The following is a 24,017-nucleotide window of genomic DNA, read 5'->3' as shown; positions in this document are numbered from 1 at the left end:
CTCCCTATTTTACAGGAACACCTCGGAAACCGCACGGTCGGTTTTTTCCCCGTCGAAAAACACCTGGAGAAGCGCCTGTTCCGGGATGATACGCTCCACCCTCCCGCCGCTGCCGCGGATGCAGATCAGGTGATACTTGTCCCGCATGAGCTGCTTGGCCGCCCCGAGCAGCGTGCAGCGGCTTTCCACGACCACATGCTCCACCTCGGTCCCTCCGTCCAAGAAGCGCCGGATTGCCGCCTCGCGTCCCATCAGGAAGCGGAGGAACAGGAAGGGAAGCTGCTTCAAGCCGTACCAGTTGGTGGCGGCGAGAAACAGGCCGACGGCGAGCAGATTGAGGTTGAGTCCGCCGGATAGCTTCGGCGTGAGCGAAGCCAGAACGAGCAGCAGGCTGAGCCCCAAGCTGATCCGGGTGCCGAGAACCAGAGTTCGGTGGTAAGGAACCAGCTTGCCCAAGGCGACCAGCAGAATCCTTCCCCCATCCAGCGGATAGATCGGCAGCAAGTTGAAGAGAGCGATCAGGAGATTGGCCTGGAGAAAATAGGCCCACCAGGCGGAGTCGCCCCAGCCTGCCGCGAGGATCGCGAGCGAGAGGCCCATCATCAGCGCATTCTGCAGAGGTCCGCAGAGAGCGACGATCCATTCTTCCCGGGCAGGCGCACCCGAACCCGGGTCGGCGACCGCTACTCCGCCGAAGGGGAGCAGCTTCACTTCCTGCACCTGCCACCCGAACGACTTGGCCGCCGCGACATGTCCCAGCTCATGGATCAAGACGACGCCGAACAGCGTGAGGAGCTCCAGGAAATAGCCGGTCATGGCGGACAGCAGCATCAGCAGCACAAAAAGCGGGTGGACCCGGTATACCGTTCCGAAGCATTTAATCAAAATGGACCCACTCCGCCGGGTCGACGAACAGCCCGTCCTTCTTCAATGCGAACCGGAAAGCGCCTTGTCCGGTATTGGCGTTGCGGGAAATCCGGCCGACCGTCTCCCCCTTCTGGACCCAGTCGCCCTTCTGCAGCTTCAGCTCTTCGAGTCCGGTATACGTCGATTCGATTCCGCCCGCATGGCGAAGCGTCAGGCTGAGCTCCCCGTCCGCCTCCTCTTCTGCGCGGACGACCATTCCTCCGTCGATGGCCTTGACCGGCGTTCCGGCCGCAGCGGCCAACCCCACCCAAGGCGTATCGTCGGTGAACCGGGAATCGAGCGCTGCCGTTACCGGCACGGCAAAGGGCTCCGCCTGTCCGGCATTGACCTTGGCGGCCTCGTTCTCCTTGCCGTGGAAGGCGGGCAGGAAGGACGGCAGCGTACCGAAACGCTTCTCGTACCAAGCCGAGACAGCGGTAAAATTCCATTCCTTGGTCATGATAACCCGCACCGCTTGCCGCGCCGGTTCCGTTTTGGCCGTATTTACCTGGAAGATAGCCCATACAGCGGCGAATAGCACCAGGCTCGCGGCCAGTTGAATCCGCAGCGTATGCCCCAGGCGAAGTCGGCTTCCGGGCTCGTCCCCTCCGGGAGTGAGCATGCCTCCTCCCCCGGCGCCAAACAGCTGGCGCTCCTTCTCCTTCCAGACCGCCTCGGGGTCGCGTTCCACGGGTTCTTCCGGGGGAATCAGATAGCCTTCCTCCCGGATGAATCCGGCCCGAAGCCGCTGCTGCACAGACTGGGCTTCGCGAATCTCGTCGTCGGTCCACGGCCTTCTCGGCCGCCCCTCCGATCTCCCGTTCCCGCCGCGCTCCCCTTCCTCCGTCCGGTTCGCTGCATTGCCCCAATCGCTCGCCGGACCGGTGCGTTCCGCACGCCGATTGCGATTGGGGCCCTCTGATTGTGCCACCGCAATTCCCCCCTGCAGGCTTGTTTATATCATCCTATGAAGCCCGGTCGGCGGCCATGACAGATCGCAGCAAGGGGGAACGGAGGGCTTGGCGGGGAAGCGGCTTTCGGTCAGGGGCGTTTGCGGCTTTTGGTTCCTATTTTCGAGCCCGTTTTTTGGGCCGGACGCGGTTTCGGCCCCGAGCCAGCCCGAACCGGCACAGGGGGCCTAGTCCGCTTCTTCGGCGCAGAAGGGCGGCTGCTCTTCCTTCGCGCGGGCGGCGCCGGCCCGATCCTCGCCTCCTCGCGCAGCAGGGGGCTGCCCGGTTCCGACGCGGCGCCTCCATTTGCCGCAAGCGGCGGCTCGCCGGACACCGGAACGGCTCCTGCCGAATCGGTACGGCGGCGCTCGGCCACCCGGTCGGGTTCTTCGAAACCGCCGACGATCAGGCGCATCAGATCGCCGGGAGCAAGCGGTTCCTTGACCACGGCAAAATGATAGAGAATCTCGCCCGCCGCATTCCACTGGCTTTGCAGCAATTGCAGCCGCTCCTCCGCATCAAACAGCGGATTGGCGTAGTCGTCGAGATAGAACACCTCCATCCGCAGCAGCCGGAAATCATAATCCGGGTCCTCCCGATTCGAGAACGCATCGGGCTCCAGATAAAGCGGCAGGGAGGCATAATCCCTCGGGAAATAGAGCTCGCCGTGGTTTTGGCTCGGCGTCAGGTAAAACGGTGTAAACTCGTTGAAGCGGCTTTTCGAACCGGGATCGGCCAGATGAAAGGATGAAGCCGAATGCGGCGCCAGGATGCACACGACAGCCAGATGGCGGCAAACCCGATAGATCTCCTTCAGCACAGCCGGAAGATCGTCGGCATACTCCAGACTGCGGCTCGCGATGAGGAAATCGACGGAATTGTCCGGAAACGGCAGCGGCTCCCGAAAATCGTGCACCGCCTCCACCCCTTCGAAGGCCGTGCGGTCCAGTCCGACGCATCCCCTGTGAACGCTTCGTCCGCAGCCCAAGTCGACGCGCATGTTTCATTCCCCCTCTTCGGTACACCATATTCAGCACCGAGGTACGCGCCGTAGACTTTTCGCCAAAATGGGCAAGCGTTCCGCCGGACAGAGCCGAAGGCGGTCCAGGGAAACAGGAGCATCGTTCCGTTCGGGGACAACAAAAAAACCAAGTCCGGGGACTTGGCTGTTGGATAACGATACAGGGTGGCGCTATAAGGCTTCTTCGCTGTCGATGGGCTGATCGTGGTGAATCCGTACGCTGAGGACGAGCCCCATGCCCAGCAGGTTGACGAGCAGCGAGGAGCCGCCGTAGCTGATGAACGGCAGGGTAATGCCGGTAATCGGCATCAGCCCGAGCAGCATGCCGATGTTCTGGAATATCTGAAAGGCAAACAGTGTTACGATGCCGATGATCAGATAGCCTCCGCCTCGGTCCTTGCTTTCCATCGCGACCATGATCATCCGGTACAGCAGAAGAAAATACAGCATCAAGAGCGCCGCCGAACCCACGAACCCGAATTCCTCCGCGACCACGACGAAGATCGTGTCGGTGTAGACGACGGGAATGCTCCCGGATTGGACCATTCTGCCTTCGGTAAAGCCGTCGCCGGTAATCCCCCCGGAGCCAATGGCTTTGAGGGAGTTTTTCGATTGATAGTTCTCCGTCTTGCTCCTGCTTTCGTCGTCCGGGTTGATGAACGTATCGATCCGCTTGACAAAATGCTGAAACCCCAAATCGCTCACGACTTTGGCCGAAGCGTCATGGTGGTATTTAAAGGCGTAGAAGAATCCGCCCAGCAGCAGCGCGAGCACCGACACGCCGATCAGCAGGTGGGACAGCTTGATGTTGCCGATCCAGTACAGCCCCAGCATGAGCACCGCCAGGATAACGGCGTTCCCCAAGTCGGGATAGATGGCGATGATCACAAACGGCAATCCGCCGATCAAGCCGATCGGCACGACATCCCGCAGGAATTCCAGCTTCTCCCCCTGCCGCTTGATGAGGAAGGCGCAGATCGAGATGATGAGGATAAACTTCATCAGTTCGGCCGGCTGCAGCTGGATGACTTTCAGATCATACCAGCCGTGGGCTCCTCCCTGGACCTTCCCAAGGGGATATACTCCGATCAACAGGGCGATGCCGATGCCGTAAATCCACCAGGACCATTTGAACAGATGGCGGTAATTGATCAGAGACGTACCCAGCATCAACACCAGACCCATTATGAAAAACAGAACATTCTTCTTGGGCAGGCTGTGGTATTTTGAGCTATTCAAGGTAGCGCTGTATATCATCATTGTGCCGATGACGGCAAACAGCGCCAGAATAAAGACAATCGTCCAATCGAGTTTCTTGAGCTTATTCAGCAAAGTCATGGCGACGCCTTATCCGATCCCGAAGAATTTCTTGACCTTGGTCATCATTCCGGGCTTCTCGTTCAGCGAGATAAGCGGCACGGTGTCGCCGAGAATTCTCCGGGCTATGTTGCGGTACGCAATGGCAGCCCGCGAGTTCGGATTCATGACCGTCGGCTCGCCGGAGTTGGCCGCCTTGATGACATACTCGTCATCCGGCACAATCCCGACGAGATCGATGGCGAGCACTTGGCAGATGTCGTCGATGCCGAGCATGTCGCCGCTCTTGACCATGTTCGGGCGGATGCGGTTGATGATCAGCTTCGGCGATTCGATCTGCCGTTCCTTCTCAAGAAGTCCGATGATGCGGTCGGCGTCGCGGACCGCCGCGTTTTCCGGCGTGGTCACCACAATCGCCTTGTCCGCCCCGGCTACCGCATTGCGGAAGCCCTGTTCGATGCCGGCGGGGCAATCGATGACGATGTAATCAAAATCCTTCTTGAGCTCCAGAATCAGCTCGCGTACGCTTTCCGGAGACACCGCGTTCTTGTCCTTGGTCTGGGCAGCGGGCAGCAGGTACAGCTCGTCGAAGCGTTTATCCTTAATGAGCGCCTGGGGCAAGCGGCAGCGGCCTTCCACGACATCGACGAGATCGTAGATGATGCGGTTCTCCAGCCCCATGACGACATCGAGGTTGCGCAAGCCGATATCCGTGTCCACCATGCACACTTTCTTGCCCATCAGCGCAAGCGCCGTCCCCAGGTTGGCCGAGGTCGTCGTCTTGCCGACGCCGCCTTTCCCCGAGGTGACCACGATCGCTTCTCCCATATGCTCACTCCCCATTCAACAGCATGTTTTGCGCATCCGGCCGGAGCCGTTGAAGCTGGTTGATCTTGTCGATCACCATGACGTCCTCGCGGATGCAGGCGAACTCCATGGTCGACTCCTTCTCCCGGTCGAATCCCCATTCGTCCGGCGGCCGGCTGATGATCCCGGCGATTCGCAGTTGGGTCGGCCCGAGCAGCGAGGCGGCGATGATGGCGCTGCGATCCCCTTGGTAGCCGGCGTGGGCCATGCCCCGCAGAGCTCCGAGGATATAGATATCGCCGGCCGCAAGCACGGCTCCGCCCGGGTTGACATCGCCGAGCAGCATGAGGTGTCCATCATGCTCGACAGTCTGACCCGACCGGACGACGCCCTTGATGATCTTCAACTCCTTCATCGGATCGGACGGCGCCGGTGCTTCCGGATCGGTTTCGATCGCTTGCACGATCAAATTCTCCCGGCCGGCGATGATTTCCAGGATTTCCGCCCGTTCGGCTTCGTTCAGCCGCCTGCGTCCGAGCTTGATCCGAACCTGAATCGGCGGACCGCTGAGAATCTGATCATGCGTCTTGCCGAGCTTGTGGCGCAGATCCTCCACGAGCTCCGTGTATCGGCAGGCGTCGTCAAAATGAAAAACAAGGCCGTCCTTGACGCCTTTGATGGTGACGGCCCGTTTTCCGGCGGCCGCCGAAGCGGCCGGCGGATCTTTTTGCGGTTTGCCCTTCATCGGTTTGTTCATTCCTGCTCCTTTACCTGCAAGGGCCGCCGAACCCGCTCCATCAGCTTGCGCAACGGAACGTAGAAGACGATCGCCACAAGCAGGTTTGCCGCGATACTGGGGAGGATATGGTGGAGGAACGACCATTCCGGCCGGGTGTGAATGACGTTCATCAGCCGGTAGATGCCGTAGATCAGCCACTCGAATCCGAAATTCCCCGCGGCCACTATGAATAGGGTGGTAAGAATGTTTCGCTCGGTGCGAAACGGAAAGAGTCCGGCCGCATAGCCGACAAGGCCATACCCGAAGCAAAAGGTGCCGATCATCGGACCGTAAAAGACGATATCATGCAAAAGACCGAACCCGAGGCCGAAGAACAGCCCGTAGTGCCGGTTCCAGTAGACGCCGATAAAGATGACGAGCAAGAGAACGAGATGAGGAGCAACCAGGATGCGGGACTGCCAATCGGCGGGCAGCAGCCAGTTCACCCAGGTCCCCTCGATCAGAAAAACCGCCAGCATGATGAGAACGAGCAGACTGCGGCGCATGGGACCTCCTTACTCGGGTATCTCAACGATGAGGACTTCCCGGAGATGAATGAAATCCGCAGCCGGTTGAACGTAGGCGATGTAGTTGATCCCCAGCTTATCCACTTCCTTGGACAGCACGGATCCGATGACGATCCCCTTCGGAAAGACTCCGCCGATTCCCGATGTGATGATGGTATCGCCCTTGGCGATCGGGTCGCTCGGGCTGATCTTCGACATGACGAGCAGTCCGGAATCCGGATCGTAGCTGACGACGCCGAAGGAATCGGACTCCTTCCCCTTCACCGTCGCGGAAATCGCCTTCGTCGGCGCCGACGTCTCCGCTTTGTCGGAGGCGCTGTCGGTGGCCTTGACCGAGTCAATCGCGGTCAGAAGCTGGACGTTGGAGGTAAAATCCGCCGTGTCCATGACTCGTCCGACAAGCCCGTCGATCGAAATGACGGCCATGTCCTTCTTCACGCCGTCGCGGGCGCCGACGTTTACGGTAATCACCTTGCTGTACGGGTCTGAGCTGTACGCCGTGACCTCGGCCGGATGATATTTGTAGTTATTGGCGGCCTTCTGCTTCTCGGTGAAGCCGAGCAGGTCCTTCAGCCTGAGGTTCTGGGCCTCCAGCTCGTTCAGCTTCATGGTATCCCGCGCATACTGCGTGAGCGTCAGCCGAAGCGTTTTGTTCTCCGCATAGAGCGTGCGGATGTCGCGAATATCCTGAACCACGTCCGCAACGAAGCGGGCGGGCCGGTTGAAGAGGCTCTGCGTCCAGGCCACCGTATCCCGAAGAAACTTTTCCGGACCGGTGATTTTCTCCCGGGAAAGGGTCAGTCCGAACAGGACGAAGAATAGAATCAGGGAGACCATCAGCACGAGCAGCCTCTTATTCCCCATAAGCTTGTACAATGCGGTCACCCTCTGTTTGCTGATACCCCGCCGCAAGGCATCCGCCGGGCGGCGGAGCCCAAATTAGCGCTTCGAGCGTCCGGTCTGGTTTCCTTTGTTCTTGAACAGGTGGATGTTGTCCAGCGCGCGTCCCGTTCCGATGGCGACGCAGTCGAGCGGATTCTCCGCCACCATCACCGGCATGCCGGTCTCGCGCGACAGCAGCTTGTCCAGGTTGCGCAGGAGGCCGCCTCCGCCGGTCAGCACGATCCCGCGGTCCATAATGTCGGCCGCAAGCTCCGGCGGGCATTTTTCCAGCGTCACCTTCACGGCGTCGACGATGGCGTTGACCGTATCGGCCAGCGCTTCGGTCACTTCGTCGGAGGTGATCGTCATCGTCTTCGGCAAGCCGCTTACCAGGTCGCGGCCGCGGATTTCCATGGTCTCGCCCTTGTCCATCGGCAGCGCGGAGCCGATCTCGATCTTCATCTGCTCGGCGGTCCGTTCGCCGATCATCAGGTTGTACATCCGCTTGATGTATTGGGTGATGGCTTCATCCATCTCGTCCCCGGCGATGCGGATCGACTTGCAGGTGACGATGCCGCCGAGGGAAATGACGGCGACCTCCGTCGTACCGCCGCCGATGTCCACGACCATGCTGCCCGTCGGTTCCCATACCGGCAGGTCGGCTCCGATCGCCGCGGCAAACGGCTCCTCGATCGTATAGGCTTCGCGGGCTCCCGCCTGCTTGGTCGCGTCTTCGACGGCCCGCTTCTCGACGGCGGTGATTCCGGAAGGTACGCAGACCATGACATGAGGCAGCCGGCTGAACATGCCCCGCTGCTTCTGAGCCTGGTTGATGAAATACTTGATCATGATTGCCGTCGTCTCGAAATCGGCGATGACCCCGTCCTTCATCGGCCGAACGGCGCGGATGTTGCCCGGCGTGCGTCCGATCATCTTCTTCGCGGCCTCGCCGACCGCTTCTATTTTCATCGTATCGGTACGGAGGGCGACCACGGAGGGCTCCCTCACGACAATTCCTTTTCCTTTGGCATATACCAGGGTATTGGCCGTTCCCAAATCAATCCCCAAATCCTTCGTCGAAAACATAAACAGCAAGCTCCCTTCTGGCGCAATCCTCGATTGCTAGTCTCATTATATTACATGTACCCTTTTTCCTTCAAACTTACAAATCCTTGGTCACCCAGCACAATATGATCGAGCACGTCGATGCCGATAATCTCGCCCGCTTCGACGAGCCGTACGGTCAAATCAATGTCTTCGGGGCTCGGCGTCGGATCGCCGCTCGGATGGTTATGTACGCAGATGATGGAGGCGCTGCTCCGTTTGATGGCAGCAAGAAACACCTCGCGCGGATGCACGATGGAAGCGTTCAGGCTGCCCATGGACAAGGTTTCCTGCGCAATGACGCGGTTTTTGGTGTTGAGAAACAGACAGACGAAATGTTCCTTCTGCAAATAGCGCATGTCCTCAAGCAGGAGCGCCGCTACGTCCTTGGGAGAGCGGATGAGAGGCGAATCATGAAAGGCCTGCTGCCGGGAAACGCGCTTGCCCAGCTCCAGGCTCGCCTTGATCTGAACGGCCTTGACGGGACCGATGCCCTTGATGCGGGTCATCTCCTCGACGCTCATGTTCACCAGGCTGCGGAGTGATCCGCATTCCTTCAGGATCTTGCCGGCCAGACCGACCGCTGTCTCGCGGGCGGAACCCGTCCGCAGCAGAATGGCGAGCAGCTCGGCGTTGCTGAGCGCATCCGGCCCCCGTTCCAGCATTTTCTCCCGCGGCCGTTCGTCCGGCGGGGATTCGCGCAGCGTCGTATGCATGACCGTAAGGTTGTCCATGAAAGCCCTCTTTCTCATGGTTTTGGCCTTTGTCCTTGAAAACATCTATTTATTATAGCATGAAGTGAGACGGTTACAAATCCCAAAATCGCCCAAGCTCCGGACCCTCCCCCTTAATCGTCAAAGAAGCGCTCCGCCCCCTTTTCGGCCGCCGTCTCCGAGCGAATGACCCTGTCGGCGGATACGGCAAGCGTCCAAAGCTTACACTAATGAAAGCCACGGACTGACTTTTGATCCGGTCAATCTTCGCATTAGGCAGATGGAGGGTGAGCTATGAAACGGTGGTCCGAACAAGTCGCAGGCGGGGAGAGCCCATGGGTCATCGTCCGCGAAGTCCTCATCGTGCTCGTCTCCTCGCTGGTGCTGGCAGCCGGGCTTGAGCTGTTTCTGATTCCGCATCAGCTCCTGTCGGGCGGAGTCGCCGGCGTAGCGTCGATCATCGGCTATGTGACCGACTGGAACATCTCCCTGCTCTACTTCATCCTGAACGTACCGCTCGTCGTCTGGGGCTGGCGTGCCGTAGGCCGCCGCTACATCCTGCTCTCGCTTATCTCCGTCCTGTCCACCACCTGGTTCATGGAGTGGATTCCCGCTTATCCGCTTACCCGCGATCCGCTGCTCGGGGCGGTGTTCGGCGGTATTATCACGGCGATCGGCGTCGGCTTTTCCCTGCGGGCCGGCGGCTCCACCGGCGGCTTTGACATCATCGGCTCAGCGGTGACCCGCAAGCGCGATTTCCCGCTCGGAACGGTTCTCCTGCTGCTGAACGGGGCGGTGATTCTCATCCTCGGGTTCTACAAGAATTGGGACCTGGCTCTGTTCTCGATGCTTTCCATCTACATCAAAGGAAAATTCGTCGACCTCATCCACGTGCGGCACATCAAAATCACCTGCTTCATCATCACCAAACGGCGGGACGAGATGCTCGCCTGCCTGCGCCGTCTTCCTCACGGCATCACCTGCATGGAGACGCGCGGCGGATACAGCGAGGAAGGCAACTCGATGCTCATGACCGTGACCACCCGGTATGAGGTTGCTTCTCTGAAGCGCCAGGTGCTGACCGTCGATCCCTCCGCGTTCATCAACATGGTGGAGTCGACCGCCGTGGTCGGGCGCTTTTCCCGGCCAAGCAAGGAAGGCGACCTATAGATGAGACGAAGCAGCCCGTTGGAATGGAGCAAATCCTGTGAAAAAAGCCTCCTTCTTGATAACCCGGCGTTTCCCAGCCGGTCAAGAAGGAGGCTTCCTTGTAACCCCGTTCGGTCAAGCGAGCGGATGAAACCCGAAGCGGCGCAGCATCGGGTAGAGAAGACTGAGCGGCAGGCCCATTACGCTGAAGAAATCCCCTTCGAGCCGCTCCACAAAAATTGCGCCTATGCCCTGTACCGCATAGGCCCCGGCCTTATCCCGGGGCTCGCCGGTGGCCGCGTAGGCCCGAATCTCTTCACCGCTCATCGGCCGGAACGTCACCCGGCTGACGGAATGGCCGCTGAGCATCAGCGGCTTTCCCGGAGAATCCGCATCGGCCGCAAGCCTGCGGAAGCCGGCGAACGGACCGACCGTTTCATCCGGCGGTTCGGCCAAGCGGACTCGAACCTCGGCTCTGTCGAGGCCGTCGGCTCCGTCCCAGCCGGCTTCGACCAAGGCGACGCCGCTGTATACTTCGTGGGTTCGCCCCTGAAGCGACGCCAGCATGGCGCAGGCCTCGTCGTCATCCTTGGGCTTGCCCAGCACCTTTCCGTCCACCACGACGATGGTGTCCGCTCCGAGGATAGCCCCCGGTCCCGTCTGAGCCGCCGCGTGGACGGTCAGCGCCTTGCGAAGAGCGAGCGATTCGACGATCGCGGCAGGCGCGAGTCCGGGCTCCGTCGTTTCATCGGCATCGCTGAAACGAATTTCGTAAGGCAGGCCAAGCATCCGGACGAGCTCCTGCCGTCTAGGTGAAGAGGATGCCAAATAGAGCGTTCGGTTGGTTGTCAAAAAGTCCGCCTCCGGTCCACTTATAGTTTGCGATATACCAGAAAGGCCCCGATCATAGCCGCGATGCAGAGCAGATTCAGCCGGATGGTCAGGTTGATGTCGTACTTCAGCACGTGAAAGTCCGCCTTCGGGTGCCAGTCGATCTGGGCGGTGTTCGTCAGGAACGCGATGCCCTTGACCGACGCGAGCAGCTCCGTCAGGATCAATCCGGTCATCAGACCCACGATCAGAAACAGGGTGAGGGTAAAATTCGTCTTTTTCATGCGCCGCCTCGCCATTCGGAAATATGTAGAATATTGTCAGATGAGTCCTCGTCTATTATACGGAGGATTCAACTGTCTGACAATCAACGCATGAAAACAGCCGGACCCGCTTCAGGCGGTCCCGGCTGTTCCTAGGAGGATAACGCGCTCCGCTCATCAGCCGCCGATGGCGTCCAGCAGCTGATGCTCCGCGAGAATGCAGGCCATCAGATTGGCTTGGGCTTGATTCAGCAGCGAGGTCGAGGGATTCTTGCTGTAGGCCTCCAGCGATTTTTCCGCCGTATTGACGGCATTGTCCATCTTTTGCAGCAGGGGCTTCGCGCTCTCCGGAGCTCCCGTTTTGACCGCAGCCGCCTTTTGCGTCCAGGTCTGGTGCGATTTCTTGATCGCAGCGAGCGAGGTTGCGTCGAGCGGCGTGGCCGACTCCTCGTCCAGATGGACCAGCGTCAGCCCGGCTATCATCTGGGCAACGCGGTTGGTTTCGGCGAGGTAGGCTTCGAGCGGTGCGGTATCTCCGTTCCATTCGACCCGACTCAGCGCCGGAAGCTTATATTCCTTCGCATAGACGTCGAAGCGGCTGGCCTTCAGCTTGTTCTCCAGGATCCGGGCGCTCTCCCGGTCCCCGGCGATGCCGGCGTAGACAAAATAGGAATCGCCCGTCTCCGTCGCGGCGGCATACCCGCCTCCATCCAGGGCCTTGGCGGCCGAATCGGCGGTATCCGCCGTAGTGAACTTGCCGTTCTGCAGCAGGACGAAGGTCTTCTCGGGAATGGAGACGTTGGCCTGGACAGCGGCGGCAGCCGAATCGCCGCCGGTTGAAGCGCTGTCCGGAGCTGCTCCCTCCTTCGCCGGGTCTGTCTGAACGATCGCCGCCCCGCTGCCGCCTGTCGGCGCCACATCGTCCTTGACGGACGAACCGTTGAACAGCGTAAGCACGTAATAGCCGAGCATGCCGCCAACCAGAAGCGCACCGGCCAAGGACGCCGTCACCTTCAGCCAGGCCAGATTGCGGCGGCGTACCCGCCGGGCTTCCGGGTAGAGCAGCGACTCCTCGATCTCCGGCCTCGGGTAATCGGAGTAGCGTCCGGAGGAACCGTAGCTGCGAGGCGGTTCGTAGTCGAAGGAAGATTCGTAGTCGTGGGAGGAGCCGTAGTCTTTGGAAGGACCGTATTCGCCTGGAGAGCCGTATCGATCCTCGGATACCCGCGAATCCGGATACCGGCGAGGAGCAGGGGGCGGGGAGTCGCTCCAGCCTGAGCCGTGCTCCCGGGATTCATAGGAGTAATGGTCCCGGTCGCGGCGAGCCTTTTGCTCCGTTTCCCGAATAAGGCTCTCGATACGGAAGGTTTCCTCCTCGTAGGCGCGGCTCCGTTCCCGGTGCCGTTCGCCCGGCGTCGGGTCCGAAGGATAGCGACGGGTAGGCTCGTGGCTCATCCATTCCTCATCGTAAAGAGGAACCACCTTGCCGGACCGGCTCGGGCCCGGTTCCGATTCGTCCCGGCGCGGAGCATGGCCGGATTCTCGCTCATACGACCCGTAGCTCGGCTGCCCGGCTTCACTGCGGCGGCTTTGAGGCGAGTCGGACCACTCCCAAGCCTCCTGACGGCTTCGGCGCAGCTCCTCTTCCCGCTCCCGCCGCCGCTCCGACGCCGCCGCTTCCCGTTCCTGCTCCGACCGCCATTCCGCCGGGAACGGAGAATCGCCGCCCTTCGGGGAAGCCGCATGGGTCGAGCGAGGCTCTTGAATCGGCCCGCGGGCCTCCTCCGGCTCTCCGTCCCGGTACCAAGGTTCCTTCGGAGAAGCCGTCTGGGTCCCTTCTTCCTTCAAGCCTGTCCGGTCAAAGCGGTAGGTGAGTCTGGCCTTGTTCATCCTTCTCGCTCCCTTGTCTCATATAGAACAGATGTATATGAAACAAGCCTGCTAAATATGCTAGGGGGCGGGTTCAACGAGAACCGGACGGTACTGCGACCATCCGGAAGCTTTCGCACCGGGATTCCAAACGGCAAAGGAAGCTCCTGCCGGTTGTTGGACCAGGAACAGAAGCATTCCATCCTCCAGAATCCAAGGTAGGGTCGCTTCCGTACCCGCCTGAAGATCGAATGCCCGCCAGTGGGCTCCCCCATCCGCCGTGTAATAGGCCTGCCGCGCTTTGCCGCTGCCAGATTCGGCAAACCCATAAGCTCCCCAAAACCGGATAGCCGGCATCGTCGACTCGCTTTCTTCCAGTTCGGCAGGCAGAGACGGCGGGGCACTCCAGGTCTGTCCGCCGTCGGAGGTTAACAGGAGAAGATTCTTCGCCGCCTGGTCCATGCCCGTTGTGGGGTAGGTCGTCAATGAGCCGTGGCGGCGGTCGGAGAAGCTCACGCTCTGAAGCTCGTCCCCGGTGCGGGGCTGCACCAGCTTCCAGTTGCGGCCGCCGTCTTGCGTCTTCATCAGCCCCAGGTCGGAGAGGGACCAGCCCTCTAGGATGGTGGTGAACTTCAGGGTCCAGCCGGAAAACTGGTCGACCCGCTCGACCCAGGTCTCTCCGCCGTCCTCGGTTTGAAGCAGGCTGCCGCCGAGGTTGATCCACCCGTGCAAAGCGTCATAGAACGAGAAGTCCGCTACCGACATCACCTTACCCAGACGGCTCAGATCACTCAGCTTCTTCCAATGGCTTCCGCCGTCGAAGGTGCGGTAAAGCTGCCCGCCCGCATCGATGATCCATCCCTTCTTGGAAGAAAGAAAATAAACATCCTTCGGCTTTTCGGCAGGCATCTCAACCGGCCCTGACCGAAAGAACCGCTTTCCCCGGTCTGTGGAGCGCAGAATCCGCCCTTGCTCGTCCACCGCCCAGATGGCGTCTGTTCCCGCATACACCGGAAACAAAGCCGCGAGCGGCTTTTCGGTTTCTTTGGTCCGGGAACAGCCCGCCGAGGCCGCCAGGAACAGGACCGTCAACAGAACAAGCCACGCCGTTTGTCTCCAAACGCGAATTCGCATATTGCTTATCGGCTCCTTTCCCCGTTCACTCGACGATCATCGGACGGTATGTCTCCCAGTCCGCATTCTTCTTATCCAAGCGGAGCGATTCGATCTCAAGGCCATTTGCTTCGAGATGCAGGAGCAGCACCTTGTTCTGCAGCAGAAGCGGAACCCGCTGCTCCGTCTGCCCAGGAAGCTTGACCGCTTGCCAGTTTGCTCCCTGATCCGAGGTGACGAACAAGCCGAGCACCCGGCTATCGTCATGATAATAGGCGGCGAAGTGATCGGCGTCCGTCAGGCTATAAGACAGGGAAATCGGCTCGCCGGCCGTTGCGGATAAGACCGGTACGGCCGCTGTCGGCTTCCAGGTGTTGCCGCCGTCGGAGGTTGCGGACAGCTTCTGGTCACCTCCGGCCTGATAGCTTAATAGAAGCCCATGCTTTTTGCCGAAAAAAAATGCCTGCTGCGCAAGAGTCTCCTCGTCGGCCTGCATCGCCTGCTCCCAATTGCTCCCGCCATCCGCCGTTCGGAACAGCCCGTCTGTACGTGAATGCCAGCCATTCTCCGAAGAAGTGAAGACCAGGCCAAAGCCGAAAGGCAGGTTTGATTGAATCTGGTTCCAAGAGTCGCCTCCATCGTCGCTGCGATAGAGCTGAATGCCCGTCTGAATCCAGCCGTGCAGAACATCGAGGAAAAACAGGGACGGCACAGAGGCTATATTATCGTTTACCGCCAGCGAGCCTTTTGCTTTCTTCCAATCCTTGCCTCCGTTCAGCGTCCGATAGACGTTGCCCGCGCTATCCAGGACCCAGGCCTGCTTGCCGTTAAGAGCAAACAAACTGAGCATCCGTTCCTTGCCGAGTTCCGGGGGAGTTACCTTGGCAAAATGCTTCCCTTGATCCGAGGACCGAATCAGGAACCGGTGGTCGAAGTCGAGCGCCCAAATGGCATCTCCCACCGGTTGAAAGCTGGAGATGGAGGTCAGCGGTGTCTCGACGCGGGCCTTTTGCGGAGCGCAGCCGGACAGCCCGACGGCGAGAATTAACAGCAAGCACATCGACTGGATCGAACGAGGCATCATGGCGGGTTTTCCTTTTCGTGGGAATGGAATTTTCCTTATCGTACCATAGACCGCTCGGTAATTCGACAGCAAATGCGCCAACCCAAAAAACGCCGTTTCCCCGCGAGCAAAGGGGGAAACGGCGCATAGGAGAAGCCGGTGATTATTTGTTGGCGAGCCAGGAAGCGAGCCCGTCGGCCGCTTTCCAAATGTCCCCGGCTCCCATGGTCAGCACCAGGTCGCCGCTCTCGACGTGCTCCTTGAGGAAGTCGAGCACGCCTTCCTTGGTGGGAATATGGCGGACATGCTCGTTGCTGTTCTTGCGGATTAGCTCCACCAGATTGGCCGAGCTGATGCCTTCGATCTGCTTTTCCCCGGCGGGGCTGTAGATGTCGGTGATGATCACCTCGTCCGCTTCCGGGAATGCCCGGCTGAACTGCTCGAACAGGAAGTAGGTCCGCGTATACCGCTGGGGCTGGAACACGGCGATAATGCGCTTGCCCGTGGCCTTGGCGGCGCTGATCGTCGCCTGGATTTCCGTCGGGTGGTGCGCGTAATCGTCGATCACCAGGATGCCGTCGGTATCGCCCAGCACCTGGAAACGCCGTTTGGCGCCGCGGAACTGCACGATCGCCGAAGCGACCTGCTCGAACGTCAAGCCGGCCTGCAGGCTGACGATCAGCGTAGCGAGCGCATTGTAGACGTTATGTTTTCCCGGAACGGAGAGCGATAAGGTTCCGAGCGGTTTGCCGTTATGACGCACCTCGAAGGTGCTCTTGCGGTCCCCGAGCTCCAGGTTGTGGGCCGTAAAGTCCGCTTCCCGCTCCAGGGCGTAGGTGATGGCTTTGCCGTCCAGCTCGGGCAAGAATGCTTGCAGGTGGACGTCGTCCGCGTTGACGACCGCGTAGCCGCCGTCTTTCACTTGGCTGAGGAATTTGCGGTACGCCTGCTTGAGGTTCTCGAACTTGCCGTCGTAATGCTCCAGGTGGTCGGCCTCGATATTCAACACAACCGCCAGCTGCGGATGGTATTGGAGAAAAGAACCATCGCTCTCGTCGGCTTCCGCGACGACGTAATCGCCTTTGCCGGCCTTGGCGTTGCTGCCAAGGTTCATCACTTCGCCGCCGATGATATACGTCGGGTCCTGTCCGCAAGCTTCCAGGACGAGAGCCAGCATCGAGGAGGTGGTCGTCTTGCCGTGGGCGCCGGCAACCGCCACGCCCTTGCGTTCGTTCATCAGCCGCGCAAGCATCTGCGAACGGTGCAGGATCGGAATGTTCCGCTCCTCGGCTTCCCGCTTCTCCACGTTGTCGTTCGAAAGCGCCGTGGAATAAACAACGAGATCGGCGCCGCGGACATGTTCGGCCTCATGGCCGATGAACACGCGGGCTCCTTTGGCGGCGAGCTTCTCCGTCAGCTCCTGCTGAACCAGATCCGAGCCGGATACTTCATACCCCATCTCCAGCATGACCTTGGCGATGGCGCTCATGCCGTACCCGCCGATTCCGATAAAATGAACATGCTCCAATTGATTCACGTAAGCTCACCAACCTTTTTCTGATTCGGACCGATGAAGGACCCAGCTTCGCACGTCGGAGATAAGATAGAGCGTGCCCGACACGACCGCGAGATCGCCTTCTTCGCATTCGGCCAAGAGAGCGTCCAGCGCCGTCTTCCAATCCGAGTGAACGGATACCTTCGGCGCCAGGTCAAGCTCGCGAAGGATTCGGTCCGCCTTCTCCGCTAGAGCGGCGGCTTGCAATTTTTTGTGATAGTCCGGTTCCGTGAACACAACGGTGTCCGCCAGCGGCAGCACCTGCCGCAGAAAGCCGTCATGGTCCTTCGACGCGATCATGCCCAGCATCAGATGCAGCTTGCGGTACCGGAACGATTCGCGCAACGCCTCGGCCAGCGCGGCTCCGCCTTCCGGATTGTGCGCCCCGTCCAGCAGGAGCGGCGGCCGGTCGCTCACGCGTTCCAGCCGTCCCGGCCAGCGGGTGTGTCCGAACGCCGCATAGAGCGGCTCTTCTTCCAATTGAACCGCCTGGTATTGACGCAGGACCTCCAGGGCCATCATCGCCACCGCCGCATTCTTGAACTGATGCGGCCCGTTCAGGGAAACCGGCAGCGCCGGATAGCGGCGGAATGGGCCTTCGAAGGTCATCCGCTGCTTGCCCGCCTCGGTTTCTTCCGCGGCATACCGATAATCGCGGTTCAGCAGATAGAGCGTGGATTTCTTCTCCCGGCAAACCCCGCGGATTACCTCCAGCGCATCCTCCTGCTCGACTGCGCTGACGAGCGGAACGCCCGGCTTGACGATGCCGGCCTTCTCTTCGGCGATCTTGGCGACGGTATCGCCGAGGATCTCCATGTGATCGTGCCCGATGTTCGTGATGATCGACAGCACGGGAGTGACGATGTTGGTGCAATCGCGCCTTCCGCCGAGCCCCGCTTCCCAGACGACGTAGTCGGGAAACACCACGCTGGCAAAATACAGGACCGCGATCGTCGTCACCAGCTCGAACATCGTCGGCGCCCCGAGCTCGGTCGCCGCCAGCTCGTCGGCGAGCGGCTTCACCCGATTGGCCAGCCTTAGCAGGTCCTCCTCGGAAATGTCGCGACCGTTATACTGCAGACGGTTGGTGAATTTGGTGATATACGGCGACGTGAAGGTGCCCACGTCGTACCCGTTTCGCAGCAGCGCTTCCGTGAGAAACGCGCAGGTGGAGCCTTTGCCGTTCGTGCCGGCGACGTGGATGAACCGCAGCCGCCGCTCGGGGTGGCCGAGCAGCTCCATCAGCCGCTCCATTCGGCCCAAGCCTTGGCGAATGCCGAGCAGCGGGACCTGGCTGTTGATCCAGTCGACGGCCTCGCCGTACGTTTGGAAGCAAGCGGATTCGGCCTTGTCCGCCCCTTCTTCTGAAGTTCCGTTCATCTGCCTCGCATCCTTTATATCTATATGAAGCTTCCGCTTGGTTCGGTCCGGTTTTTCATGGGGAAGGAGCGGAAAAACCGGGGTTTCCGCTCCATTCCGATCCTTCCTTAAGCCTTCAGCTCCGCCATCCGGGCGGCTACCTTGGCCCGCTTCTCGGCGTAATCGGCGAGTTTGGCTTTTTCCTCTTCGATGACACGGGCCGGCGCCTTCGAGACAAAGCCCTCATTCGCCAGCTTCTTCTCGATGCGGTCCACTTCGCCCTGCAGCGAGTCCAGCTCTTTGCTGAGACGGGCGACCTCCTGGGCGATGTCGATCAGCCCCGACAGCGGCAGGTACAGCTCTGCGCCGGTAACCACGGCGCTCATCGCCTTGTCGGGCGCGGTGAGCTCAAGGCCGATCTCGAACGCGTTCGTGCCGCAGAAGCGCCGCAGGTAATCGGCGTTGCGGGTCAGGATATCGGCGCTCTCGCCGTCGGCCGGGCGGACGAGCAGGTCGATTTTCTTGCTCATCGGCACATTCACTTCGGCGCGGATGTTGCGCACGGCGCGGATCGCGTCCATGAGCAGCTCCATCTCGCGGACGGCGTCCGCCGCCTCGAAGGCCGGGTCGTAGGTCGGCCAAGCCGCGAGCGTGATCGTCTCGCCCTCGTGCGGCAAGTGCTGCCAGATTTCCTCGGTGAGGAACGGCATGAACGGATGCAGTAGCCGGAGCGTGCGGTCCAGCACGAAGGCCAGCACCGAGCGGGTCGCCGCTTTGGCCGCTTCGTCCTGTCCATACAGGGAAAGCTTGCTGAACTCGATGTACCAGTCGCAGAGATCATCCCAGATGAAATTATACAGAACCCGGCCGGTTTCGCCAAATTCGTAGGCGTCGATCAACCGCGTTACCTCGCGGGCGGTCTCGTTCAGCCGATGCAGAATCCAGCGGTCGGCGGTTCCGAGCGGGCCGGACAGGTCGATCTGATCGGCCTGCAGCTCGCCCAGGTTCATGCGCACGAACCGGGAAGCGTTCCAGATCTTGTTCGCAAAGTTGCGGGCCTGCTCCACCCGCTCGATACGGAAGCGCATATCTTGGCCCGGGGTAATTCCGGTGGACAGCATGTACCGCATCGCATCGGCCCCGAACTGCTCGATGACCTCCAGCGGATCGACGCCGTTGCCGAGCGATTTGGACATCTTGCGGCCTTCGGCGTCGCGGACGAGGCCGTGAATCAGCGCGTTGTCGAACGGCTTCAGCCCCGTGAACTCCAGCGAGCTGAAGATCATCCGCGATACCCAGAACGGGATGATGTCGTAGCCGGTCACCAGGACCTGGGTCGGGAAATACCGGGCCAGATCCGCCGTCTGCTGCGGCCAGTCGAGCGTCGAGAACGGCCAGAGCGCCGAGCTGAACCAGGTATCGAGCACATCCTCGTCCTGACGCAGCTGGCCGCTGCCGCAGCTTGGGCAGGCCGCGAGGTCCTCGCGGGAGACGTGCATCTCGCCGCATGCTTCGCAGTACCAAGCCGGAACGCGATGTCCCCACCAGAGCTGGCGGGAGATGCACCAGTCGCGGATGTTCTCCATCCAGTGCAGGTAGGTGCGCTCGAAGCGGTCCGGCCAGAAGACCGGCCCGCGTCCTTCGTTCTGGGCGGCGATGGCGGCTTCGGCCAGCGGCTTCATCTTGACGAACCACTGCGTCGACAGGTACGGCTCGACGACCGCGCCGGAGCGTTCGCTGTGGCCGACCTGGTGGACATGCTCCTCGATCTTGACGAGCACACCCGCTTCCTTCAGGTCCTCGACCAGCTTCTTGCGGCAGGCGAAGCGGTCCAAGCCCTGATACGGTCCCGCATTCGCGTTCATGACGGCGGTCTCGTCCATGACGAGGATCTGCTCCAGCCCGTGGCGGTTGCCCACTTCAAAGTCGTTCGGGTCGTGCGCCGGCGTGATCTTCACCGCGCCGCTGCCGAATTCCTTCTCGACGTACTCGTCGGCGATGATCGGAATCTCCCGGCCGAGGATCGGCAGGATCAGCTTTTTGCCGATCAGATGCCGGTACCGTTCGTCGTCCGGATGGACGGCGACCGCCGTATCGCCGAGCATCGTCTCCGGGCGGGTGGTGGCGACGACAATCGAGCCGCTGCCGTCCGCGAGCGGATAGCGCAGATGATAGAGCGCCCCCTGGACTTCCTTATATTCCACTTCAATGTCCGACAACGCCGTGCGGGCGGCCGGGTCCCAGTTGATGATGTATTTGCCGCGGTAGATCAAGCCTTTTTCGTACAGCCGGACGAACACCTCGCGCACTGCGGCCGACAGCCCCTCGTCCAGGGTGAAGCGTTCGCGGGAATAATCGAGCGAAGCGCCGACCTTGCCCCACTGCTCGCGGATCCGAGCTGCGTATTTGTCCTTCCAGCTCCAGACTTCCTCCAGGAATTTATCGCGGCCGAGGTCGTAGCGGGATTTGCCTTCCTCCCGCAGCTTCTGCTCCACTTTGGCCTGGGTGGCGATTCCCGCATGGTCCATCCCCGGCACCCACAGGGCGTCAAAGCCCTGCATCCGCTTGGTGCGGATGAGAATGTCCTGCAGCGTCAGATCGAGGGCATGGCCGATGTGCAGCATCCCCGTCACGTTCGGGGGCGGAATCACGATGGTGTAGGGCTCAGCCTCGGGGCGTTTCCCCGCTTGAAAGTAGCCTTCCTTCACCCAAATGTCATACCATTTTTCTTCTGCCCGCTTGGGATCGTACGTGGTCGGCATCTCGTCCGGGGCGGTGCCCGGCGCGGCCGTTTGCTGATGTTCCGTCATAGTCTGGCGACCTCCTGTAATAAGCTTAAGGAAAATAAAAAAAAGCCCTGCGTCCTCAAAAGGACGAAGCGCTTCTGCTCTCCGTGGTACCACCTTCATTCCGCGACCAAACCGATTCCAACCGGCTGCCCACGGCACTCGACGCAGATAACGGCTGCGGCCGGCGGGTAACGACGACAGTCGGCGCATAGGGTACGCACTGCCGCGTTCTCGCATGCTCCCGGGCGACCTTCGGCGGATGCTCCCTGCGGACCTTCCAGCACCTGCCGGTCCGCTCTCTGAAGGGACTCTCCCTCGCCTACTCTTCCCGTTCCTTGCAAATTGGGTTTATGAGGTCTTTCCGTTTCATTTATCATATACATATTTCAGAGAGGAGTCAACGTTTCCCCTGCCTATCAAGGCCTTTGACGCATCCGCGCTCCCCTACCCATCTTGCCCAAAATCGAGGTGTCCCATGCGAAAATGGTGGTGGAAAATCCGCTTTACCCTGCAAGCGGCCCTGTTTCCGATCATCTGCATCCAATTCATCCGCACGCTGTTTCTGCCCAATCCCTTCGATGTGTTCCTGATGTTCGTGTTCTTTCTCGCCTATTTGGGCTTCTTGTTCAACGTGTATTGAACGCTAGTCCAGACCTGCGGCTCTTGAAAAAAGGGCCGATTCATCGAAAAAGGTACTGTTCCTCAAGGAGATGAGGACACTAGTACCTTTTGTCGCTTTGCGGTTAAAGCATCCTAGCAAGAAACCGGCAAGAGCTCGGCAAGCGCCCGGGAGAGTCAGGACGGAATGACCAGAACCTGCCCTTCGCCCACCGGCTGGCCGCCGAGCTGATTGTAGAACGCCAGCTCGCGGGCGCTCAGCTTATAGCGATCGGCGATGTCTTCGATGGTCTCTTCCTTCTGGACGATGCAGATGCGCATGCGCTTAAACGCGCCTACTTCCTTCTCGCGAATGAACAGCTTCTTCCACTCGACCGCCTCGGATGCGCTGACGGCCGGTTCCTTGACGTTCTCTGCCGTCGAGGCGGGAGCCTCGGGCCGGACCAGCGCATGAAGATGGGACAGCTCGTTCGGCTTGGCCGAGATCGCCACCTTGACCTCCTGACGGTCAGCCGGTTCGGCGGCCTCGTTCTCCGCCGCCTCCGCTCCCCAAAGGCCCGGCGGGTTTTCGTTCTCCGCGTTCTCCGTTTCCGACTCGCCGGTGAATACGGGATTTCCGAAAAGTCCTCCGTTGTCCGAGTTGGTCTTGTCCTCCGCAGCGGGAGCCGCCTTCTTCGGTTTCTCCGCCTCCGGCTGAACGAACAAGGGCTGCAAGTTGTCCGCTTCCTCGACGACCCATTCCTGAATGGCCGGATCGACCGCGAAGCCTTCCGGCTCTTCGTTCTCCTCATTCTCCGCGTTCTCAACAAGCCCGGCGTTCTCGTTCTCTTCGGCCTTTCCCGCCGGTTCCTCCGACCGAACGGCCGCATAAGCCCGGTCCGGCACGGGAATTTCATAGGAAAACACCGTTTCTTCCTCCGAGCCTTCCTCGTCCGCCCGTTCCGTATAGGACAGCATTTCCAAGCCGTGCAGGGACAACACGCCGGTCACATTCAGGCTGCGGCCCGTGAGCAGCTCCACATCAAATTGGTCGATCTCCACCCGGACATCCTCCAGCCGGCTGATCCGGTTCTGCGGCATGGTGATCTCCACGGGGATGAGATGCTCCAGGGTCTGGCCGGACAATCCGCTGTCCCCGCGGTAGGCGCCGGTCAGCCACAGATTGCCTTTGATGACCGCATAATCGTCCTCTTCCACCACCTGAATGTGGGGAACCAGCTCCGCTTCCTCTAACTCTTCGATGCCGTCCAGTCCTTCCGGCAAATGCACCCTCTCATAGATATCGAAACGCAGTCCGGAACCCTGTTCCGTCATCCGTTCCTCCTCCCTCCCGCATCGTGCTATCCTTTCCCTACCCATTATATGGACCCGCGGAAGAGAGCATGCCAACTTTTTAGACGGAGGGGCGCCGCAGCTCCTCGAGCAGCGCGGCAAATTCGGCCGGATAGGGAGCAACGACCCGAACCGGCTCTCTCGTAAACGGATGCCGGAAGGCGAGCTCCGCCCCGTGCAGAGCCTGGCGGTTAAGCGCGTCCGGCCGCCCGCCGTACGGTTTGTCCCCCACGAGCGGATGGCCGATGTGCGCCAGGTGGACGCGGATCTGGTGCGTGCGGCCTGTCTCCAGGCGCAGCTTGATCAGGCTTGCGTCGTGGTAGGTTTCCATCACCTCGTAATGGGTGACGGCCTTCTCTCCCGTCGGGGAGACGCGGCGATAGCCCGATCGGTGGCGATCCCTTCCAATGGGGGCGTCGATCGTGCCCTTCCTTCGCCGGGGAACTCCCTGGACGACGGCCAGGTAGAAGCGCTCCACCGCCTTCGCCCGCATTTCCTCGTCGAGCCGCCTCTGGGCGAACGCATTCTTGGCGTACAGCACAGGGCCGGTCGTGTCCGCGTCGAGCCGGTGGATGTGACGGATGCGGACGGCCTGGCCGCTCGCCGCATAATAAGCGGCGACGGCTCCTCCCAGCGAGCCCCGCGCCCCGGCTTCGACCGGATGGACCGGCATGCCTGCCGGCTTGTTCACCACCAGGCAAAAATCGTCTTCGAACAGCACTTCCGGCTCGGGAAGGTCCCATTCCGGTTCGTATTGGGCTTCTTCGCCGGGAAACAGCCTCAGGTAGACCCGGCTGCCCTTCAACCGGACGGCGTCGGGAACGGCCAGCTGCCGCAGTTCCTGCGGCTGAAAGCCCAGATCCTCCAGAAGCCAGGAGGCAAGCTCCCGGTCTGGAGGCAGGGGAGCCGGAAGCTCGAGCCATTCGCCTGCCCGTCTGCCGTATTCCGTCATCCCCGCTCCCCCTTCCGGAAGGTCAGGATGAGCAAGGCGACTCCAAACAGCGCCATCAGGAGCAAAAGGCCGAGCGGCAAGCCGAAAAAGTTGTATTTGGTCAAGAGGTTCACGGGCTT

Annotated in this window: 22 protein-coding genes; 2 read left to right on the top strand and 20 right to left on the bottom strand. The window is 60.7% G+C overall.

Features of this window, described 5'->3' with window-relative positions:
* Window positions 1–9 precede the first annotated feature (9 nt).
* From ACSEXS_RS16625 to radC, 10 genes are all read right to left on the bottom strand, one after another.
* A complete protein-coding gene (locus ACSEXS_RS16625; RefSeq protein WP_438434359.1) occupies window positions 10–885 on the bottom strand; it encodes a M50 family metallopeptidase in 876 nt (291 codons plus the stop codon).
* A complete protein-coding gene (locus tag ACSEXS_RS16620) occupies window positions 878–1,837 on the bottom strand; it encodes a peptidoglycan DD-metalloendopeptidase family protein (protein ID WP_438434358.1) in 960 nt (319 codons plus the stop codon). Before ACSEXS_RS16620 ends, ACSEXS_RS16625 begins: the two co-directional genes overlap by 8 nt.
* Before the next feature lie 110 nt (window positions 1,838–1,947).
* Window positions 1,948–2,856: a methyltransferase domain-containing protein gene (locus ACSEXS_RS16615; RefSeq protein ID WP_438434357.1), complete on the bottom strand. Its 909-nt coding sequence runs from the start codon at window positions 2,854–2,856 to the stop codon at window positions 1,948–1,950.
* A 192-nt stretch (window positions 2,857–3,048) separates the two neighbouring features.
* The gene (locus ACSEXS_RS16610) at window positions 3,049–4,215 is read right to left on the bottom strand and encodes an FtsW/RodA/SpoVE family cell cycle protein (RefSeq protein WP_438434356.1); all 1,167 of its coding nucleotides are present in this window, start codon (window positions 4,213–4,215) and stop codon (window positions 3,049–3,051) included.
* Window positions 4,216–4,224: 9 nt separating this feature from the next.
* A complete protein-coding gene (gene minD, locus ACSEXS_RS16605) occupies window positions 4,225–5,022 on the bottom strand; it encodes a septum site-determining protein MinD (RefSeq protein WP_438434355.1) in 798 nt (265 codons plus the stop codon).
* Window positions 5,023–5,026: 4 nt separating this feature from the next.
* Window positions 5,027–5,758, bottom strand: coding sequence for a septum site-determining protein MinC (minC, locus tag ACSEXS_RS16600; protein WP_438434354.1), 732 nt, complete (start codon window positions 5,756–5,758; stop codon window positions 5,027–5,029).
* Window positions 5,755–6,285 (bottom strand): rod shape-determining protein MreD, encoded by a 531-nt coding sequence (gene mreD, locus ACSEXS_RS16595; RefSeq protein ID WP_438434353.1) that lies wholly within the window; start codon window positions 6,283–6,285, stop codon window positions 5,755–5,757. The genes minC and mreD overlap by 4 nt, the downstream gene beginning before the upstream one ends.
* A gap of 9 nt (window positions 6,286–6,294) precedes the next feature.
* Complete coding sequence (mreC, locus tag ACSEXS_RS16590) at window positions 6,295–7,182, bottom strand: rod shape-determining protein MreC (RefSeq protein WP_438434352.1); 888 nt, start codon at window positions 7,180–7,182, stop codon at window positions 6,295–6,297.
* A gap of 63 nt (window positions 7,183–7,245) precedes the next feature.
* Window positions 7,246–8,274 carry a rod shape-determining protein gene (locus ACSEXS_RS16585; RefSeq protein WP_438434351.1) on the bottom strand — a complete coding sequence of 343 codons (1,029 nt, stop codon included), beginning with the start codon at window positions 8,272–8,274 and terminating at the stop codon, window positions 7,246–7,248.
* A 50-nt stretch (window positions 8,275–8,324) separates the two neighbouring features.
* Window positions 8,325–9,026: a RadC family protein gene (radC, locus tag ACSEXS_RS16580; protein WP_438434350.1), complete on the bottom strand. Its 702-nt coding sequence runs from the start codon at window positions 9,024–9,026 to the stop codon at window positions 8,325–8,327.
* Window positions 9,027–9,299: 273 nt separating this feature from the next.
* On the opposite strand from radC, the gene ACSEXS_RS16575 reads away from it, so the two are divergent.
* Window positions 9,300–10,175: a YitT family protein gene (locus ACSEXS_RS16575; RefSeq protein ID WP_438434349.1), complete on the top strand. Its 876-nt coding sequence runs from the start codon at window positions 9,300–9,302 to the stop codon at window positions 10,173–10,175.
* A 114-nt stretch (window positions 10,176–10,289) separates the two neighbouring features.
* On the opposite strand, the gene ACSEXS_RS16570 is transcribed toward ACSEXS_RS16575, so the two are convergent.
* The 8 genes from ACSEXS_RS16570 to ACSEXS_RS16535 all read right to left on the bottom strand — a co-directional run bounded on the left by ACSEXS_RS16570 (window position 10,290) and on the right by ACSEXS_RS16535 (window position 21,017).
* The gene (locus tag ACSEXS_RS16570; protein ID WP_438434348.1) at window positions 10,290–11,006 is read right to left on the bottom strand and encodes a Maf family protein; all 717 of its coding nucleotides are present in this window, start codon (window positions 11,004–11,006) and stop codon (window positions 10,290–10,292) included.
* Window positions 11,007–11,026: 20 nt separating this feature from the next.
* Window positions 11,027–11,269, bottom strand: a complete 243-nt coding sequence (locus ACSEXS_RS16565) for a DUF4321 domain-containing protein (protein ID WP_438434347.1) — start codon at window positions 11,267–11,269, stop codon at window positions 11,027–11,029.
* Window positions 11,270–11,425: 156 nt separating this feature from the next.
* Window positions 11,426–13,138 (bottom strand): hypothetical protein, encoded by a 1,713-nt coding sequence (locus tag ACSEXS_RS16560; RefSeq protein WP_438434346.1) that lies wholly within the window; start codon window positions 13,136–13,138, stop codon window positions 11,426–11,428.
* Between the two features lie 60 nt (window positions 13,139–13,198).
* On the bottom strand, window positions 13,199–14,251 hold the full coding sequence (locus ACSEXS_RS16555; RefSeq protein WP_438434345.1) for a WD40/YVTN/BNR-like repeat-containing protein: 1,053 nt from the start codon (window positions 14,249–14,251) through the stop codon (window positions 13,199–13,201).
* Between the two features lie 25 nt (window positions 14,252–14,276).
* Window positions 14,277–15,314: a WD40/YVTN/BNR-like repeat-containing protein gene (locus tag ACSEXS_RS16550; protein ID WP_438434344.1), complete on the bottom strand. Its 1,038-nt coding sequence runs from the start codon at window positions 15,312–15,314 to the stop codon at window positions 14,277–14,279.
* Window positions 15,315–15,456: 142 nt separating this feature from the next.
* A complete protein-coding gene (gene murC / locus ACSEXS_RS16545; protein ID WP_438434343.1) occupies window positions 15,457–16,830 on the bottom strand; it encodes a UDP-N-acetylmuramate--L-alanine ligase in 1,374 nt (457 codons plus the stop codon).
* A gap of 6 nt (window positions 16,831–16,836) precedes the next feature.
* Window positions 16,837–18,228: a bifunctional folylpolyglutamate synthase/dihydrofolate synthase gene (locus tag ACSEXS_RS16540; RefSeq protein ID WP_438434342.1), complete on the bottom strand. Its 1,392-nt coding sequence runs from the start codon at window positions 18,226–18,228 to the stop codon at window positions 16,837–16,839.
* A 107-nt stretch (window positions 18,229–18,335) separates the two neighbouring features.
* On the bottom strand, window positions 18,336–21,017 hold the full coding sequence (locus tag ACSEXS_RS16535) for a valine--tRNA ligase (protein ID WP_438434341.1): 2,682 nt from the start codon (window positions 21,015–21,017) through the stop codon (window positions 18,336–18,338).
* Between the two features lie 454 nt (window positions 21,018–21,471).
* Between ACSEXS_RS16535 and ACSEXS_RS16530 the strand changes: the two genes are divergently transcribed.
* Entirely contained in the window at window positions 21,472–21,636 is a 165-nt protein-coding gene (locus ACSEXS_RS16530) for a YszA family small membrane protein (RefSeq protein ID WP_438434340.1), read from the top strand.
* A 155-nt stretch (window positions 21,637–21,791) separates the two neighbouring features.
* Here ACSEXS_RS16530 and ACSEXS_RS16525 read toward each other — a convergent pair whose 3' ends face one another.
* On the bottom strand, window positions 21,792–22,928 hold the full coding sequence (locus ACSEXS_RS16525; protein WP_438434339.1) for a LysM peptidoglycan-binding domain-containing protein: 1,137 nt from the start codon (window positions 22,926–22,928) through the stop codon (window positions 21,792–21,794).
* A gap of 79 nt (window positions 22,929–23,007) precedes the next feature.
* Entirely contained in the window at window positions 23,008–23,898 is an 891-nt protein-coding gene (locus tag ACSEXS_RS16520; protein ID WP_438434338.1) for an RluA family pseudouridine synthase, read from the bottom strand.
* Window positions 23,899–24,017 lie beyond the last annotated feature (119 nt).

Source organism: Gorillibacterium terrae, assembly GCF_051594785.1.
Taxonomy (GTDB): Bacteria; Bacillota; Bacilli; order Paenibacillales; family NBRC-103111; genus Gorillibacterium.
This window is presented reverse-complemented; position numbering and strand designations above follow the sequence as displayed.

Bases quoted from the DNA above. Each gene is read 5' to 3' on its own strand.
- minD (WP_438434355.1), bottom strand. From the start codon at position 5,022: ATGGGAGAAGCGATCGTGGTCACCTCGGGGAAAGGCGGCGTCGGCAAG.
- ACSEXS_RS16560 (WP_438434346.1), bottom strand. From the start codon at position 13,138: ATGAACAAGGCCAGACTCACCTACCGCTTTGACCGGACAGGCTTGAAG.
- ACSEXS_RS16550 (WP_438434344.1), bottom strand. From the start codon at position 15,314: ATGATGCCTCGTTCGATCCAGTCGATGTGCTTGCTGTTAATTCTCGCC.
- ACSEXS_RS16610 (WP_438434356.1), bottom strand. From the start codon at position 4,215: ATGACTTTGCTGAATAAGCTCAAGAAACTCGATTGGACGATTGTCTTT.
- minC (WP_438434354.1), bottom strand. From the start codon at position 5,758: ATGAACAAACCGATGAAGGGCAAACCGCAAAAAGATCCGCCGGCCGCT.
- ACSEXS_RS16540 (WP_438434342.1), bottom strand. From the start codon at position 18,228: ATGAACGGAACTTCAGAAGAAGGGGCGGACAAGGCCGAATCCGCTTGC.
- ACSEXS_RS16585 (WP_438434351.1), bottom strand. From the start codon at position 8,274: ATGTTTTCGACGAAGGATTTGGGGATTGATTTGGGAACGGCCAATACC.
- radC (WP_438434350.1), bottom strand. From the start codon at position 9,026: ATGGACAACCTTACGGTCATGCATACGACGCTGCGCGAATCCCCGCCG.
- ACSEXS_RS16535 (WP_438434341.1), bottom strand. From the start codon at position 21,017: ATGACGGAACATCAGCAAACGGCCGCGCCGGGCACCGCCCCGGACGAG.
- ACSEXS_RS16555 (WP_438434345.1), bottom strand. From the start codon at position 14,251: ATGCGAATTCGCGTTTGGAGACAAACGGCGTGGCTTGTTCTGTTGACG.
- ACSEXS_RS16525 (WP_438434339.1), bottom strand. From the start codon at position 22,928: ATGACGGAACAGGGTTCCGGACTGCGTTTCGATATCTATGAGAGGGTG.
- ACSEXS_RS16520 (WP_438434338.1), bottom strand. From the start codon at position 23,898: ATGACGGAATACGGCAGACGGGCAGGCGAATGGCTCGAGCTTCCGGCT.
- ACSEXS_RS16615 (WP_438434357.1), bottom strand. From the start codon at position 2,856: ATGCGCGTCGACTTGGGCTGCGGACGAAGCGTTCACAGGGGATGCGTC.
- mreD (WP_438434353.1), bottom strand. From the start codon at position 6,285: ATGCGCCGCAGTCTGCTCGTTCTCATCATGCTGGCGGTTTTTCTGATC.
- ACSEXS_RS16565 (WP_438434347.1), bottom strand. From the start codon at position 11,269: ATGAAAAAGACGAATTTTACCCTCACCCTGTTTCTGATCGTGGGTCTG.
- ACSEXS_RS16530 (WP_438434340.1), top strand. From the start codon at position 21,472: ATGCGAAAATGGTGGTGGAAAATCCGCTTTACCCTGCAAGCGGCCCTG.
- ACSEXS_RS16575 (WP_438434349.1), top strand. From the start codon at position 9,300: ATGAAACGGTGGTCCGAACAAGTCGCAGGCGGGGAGAGCCCATGGGTC.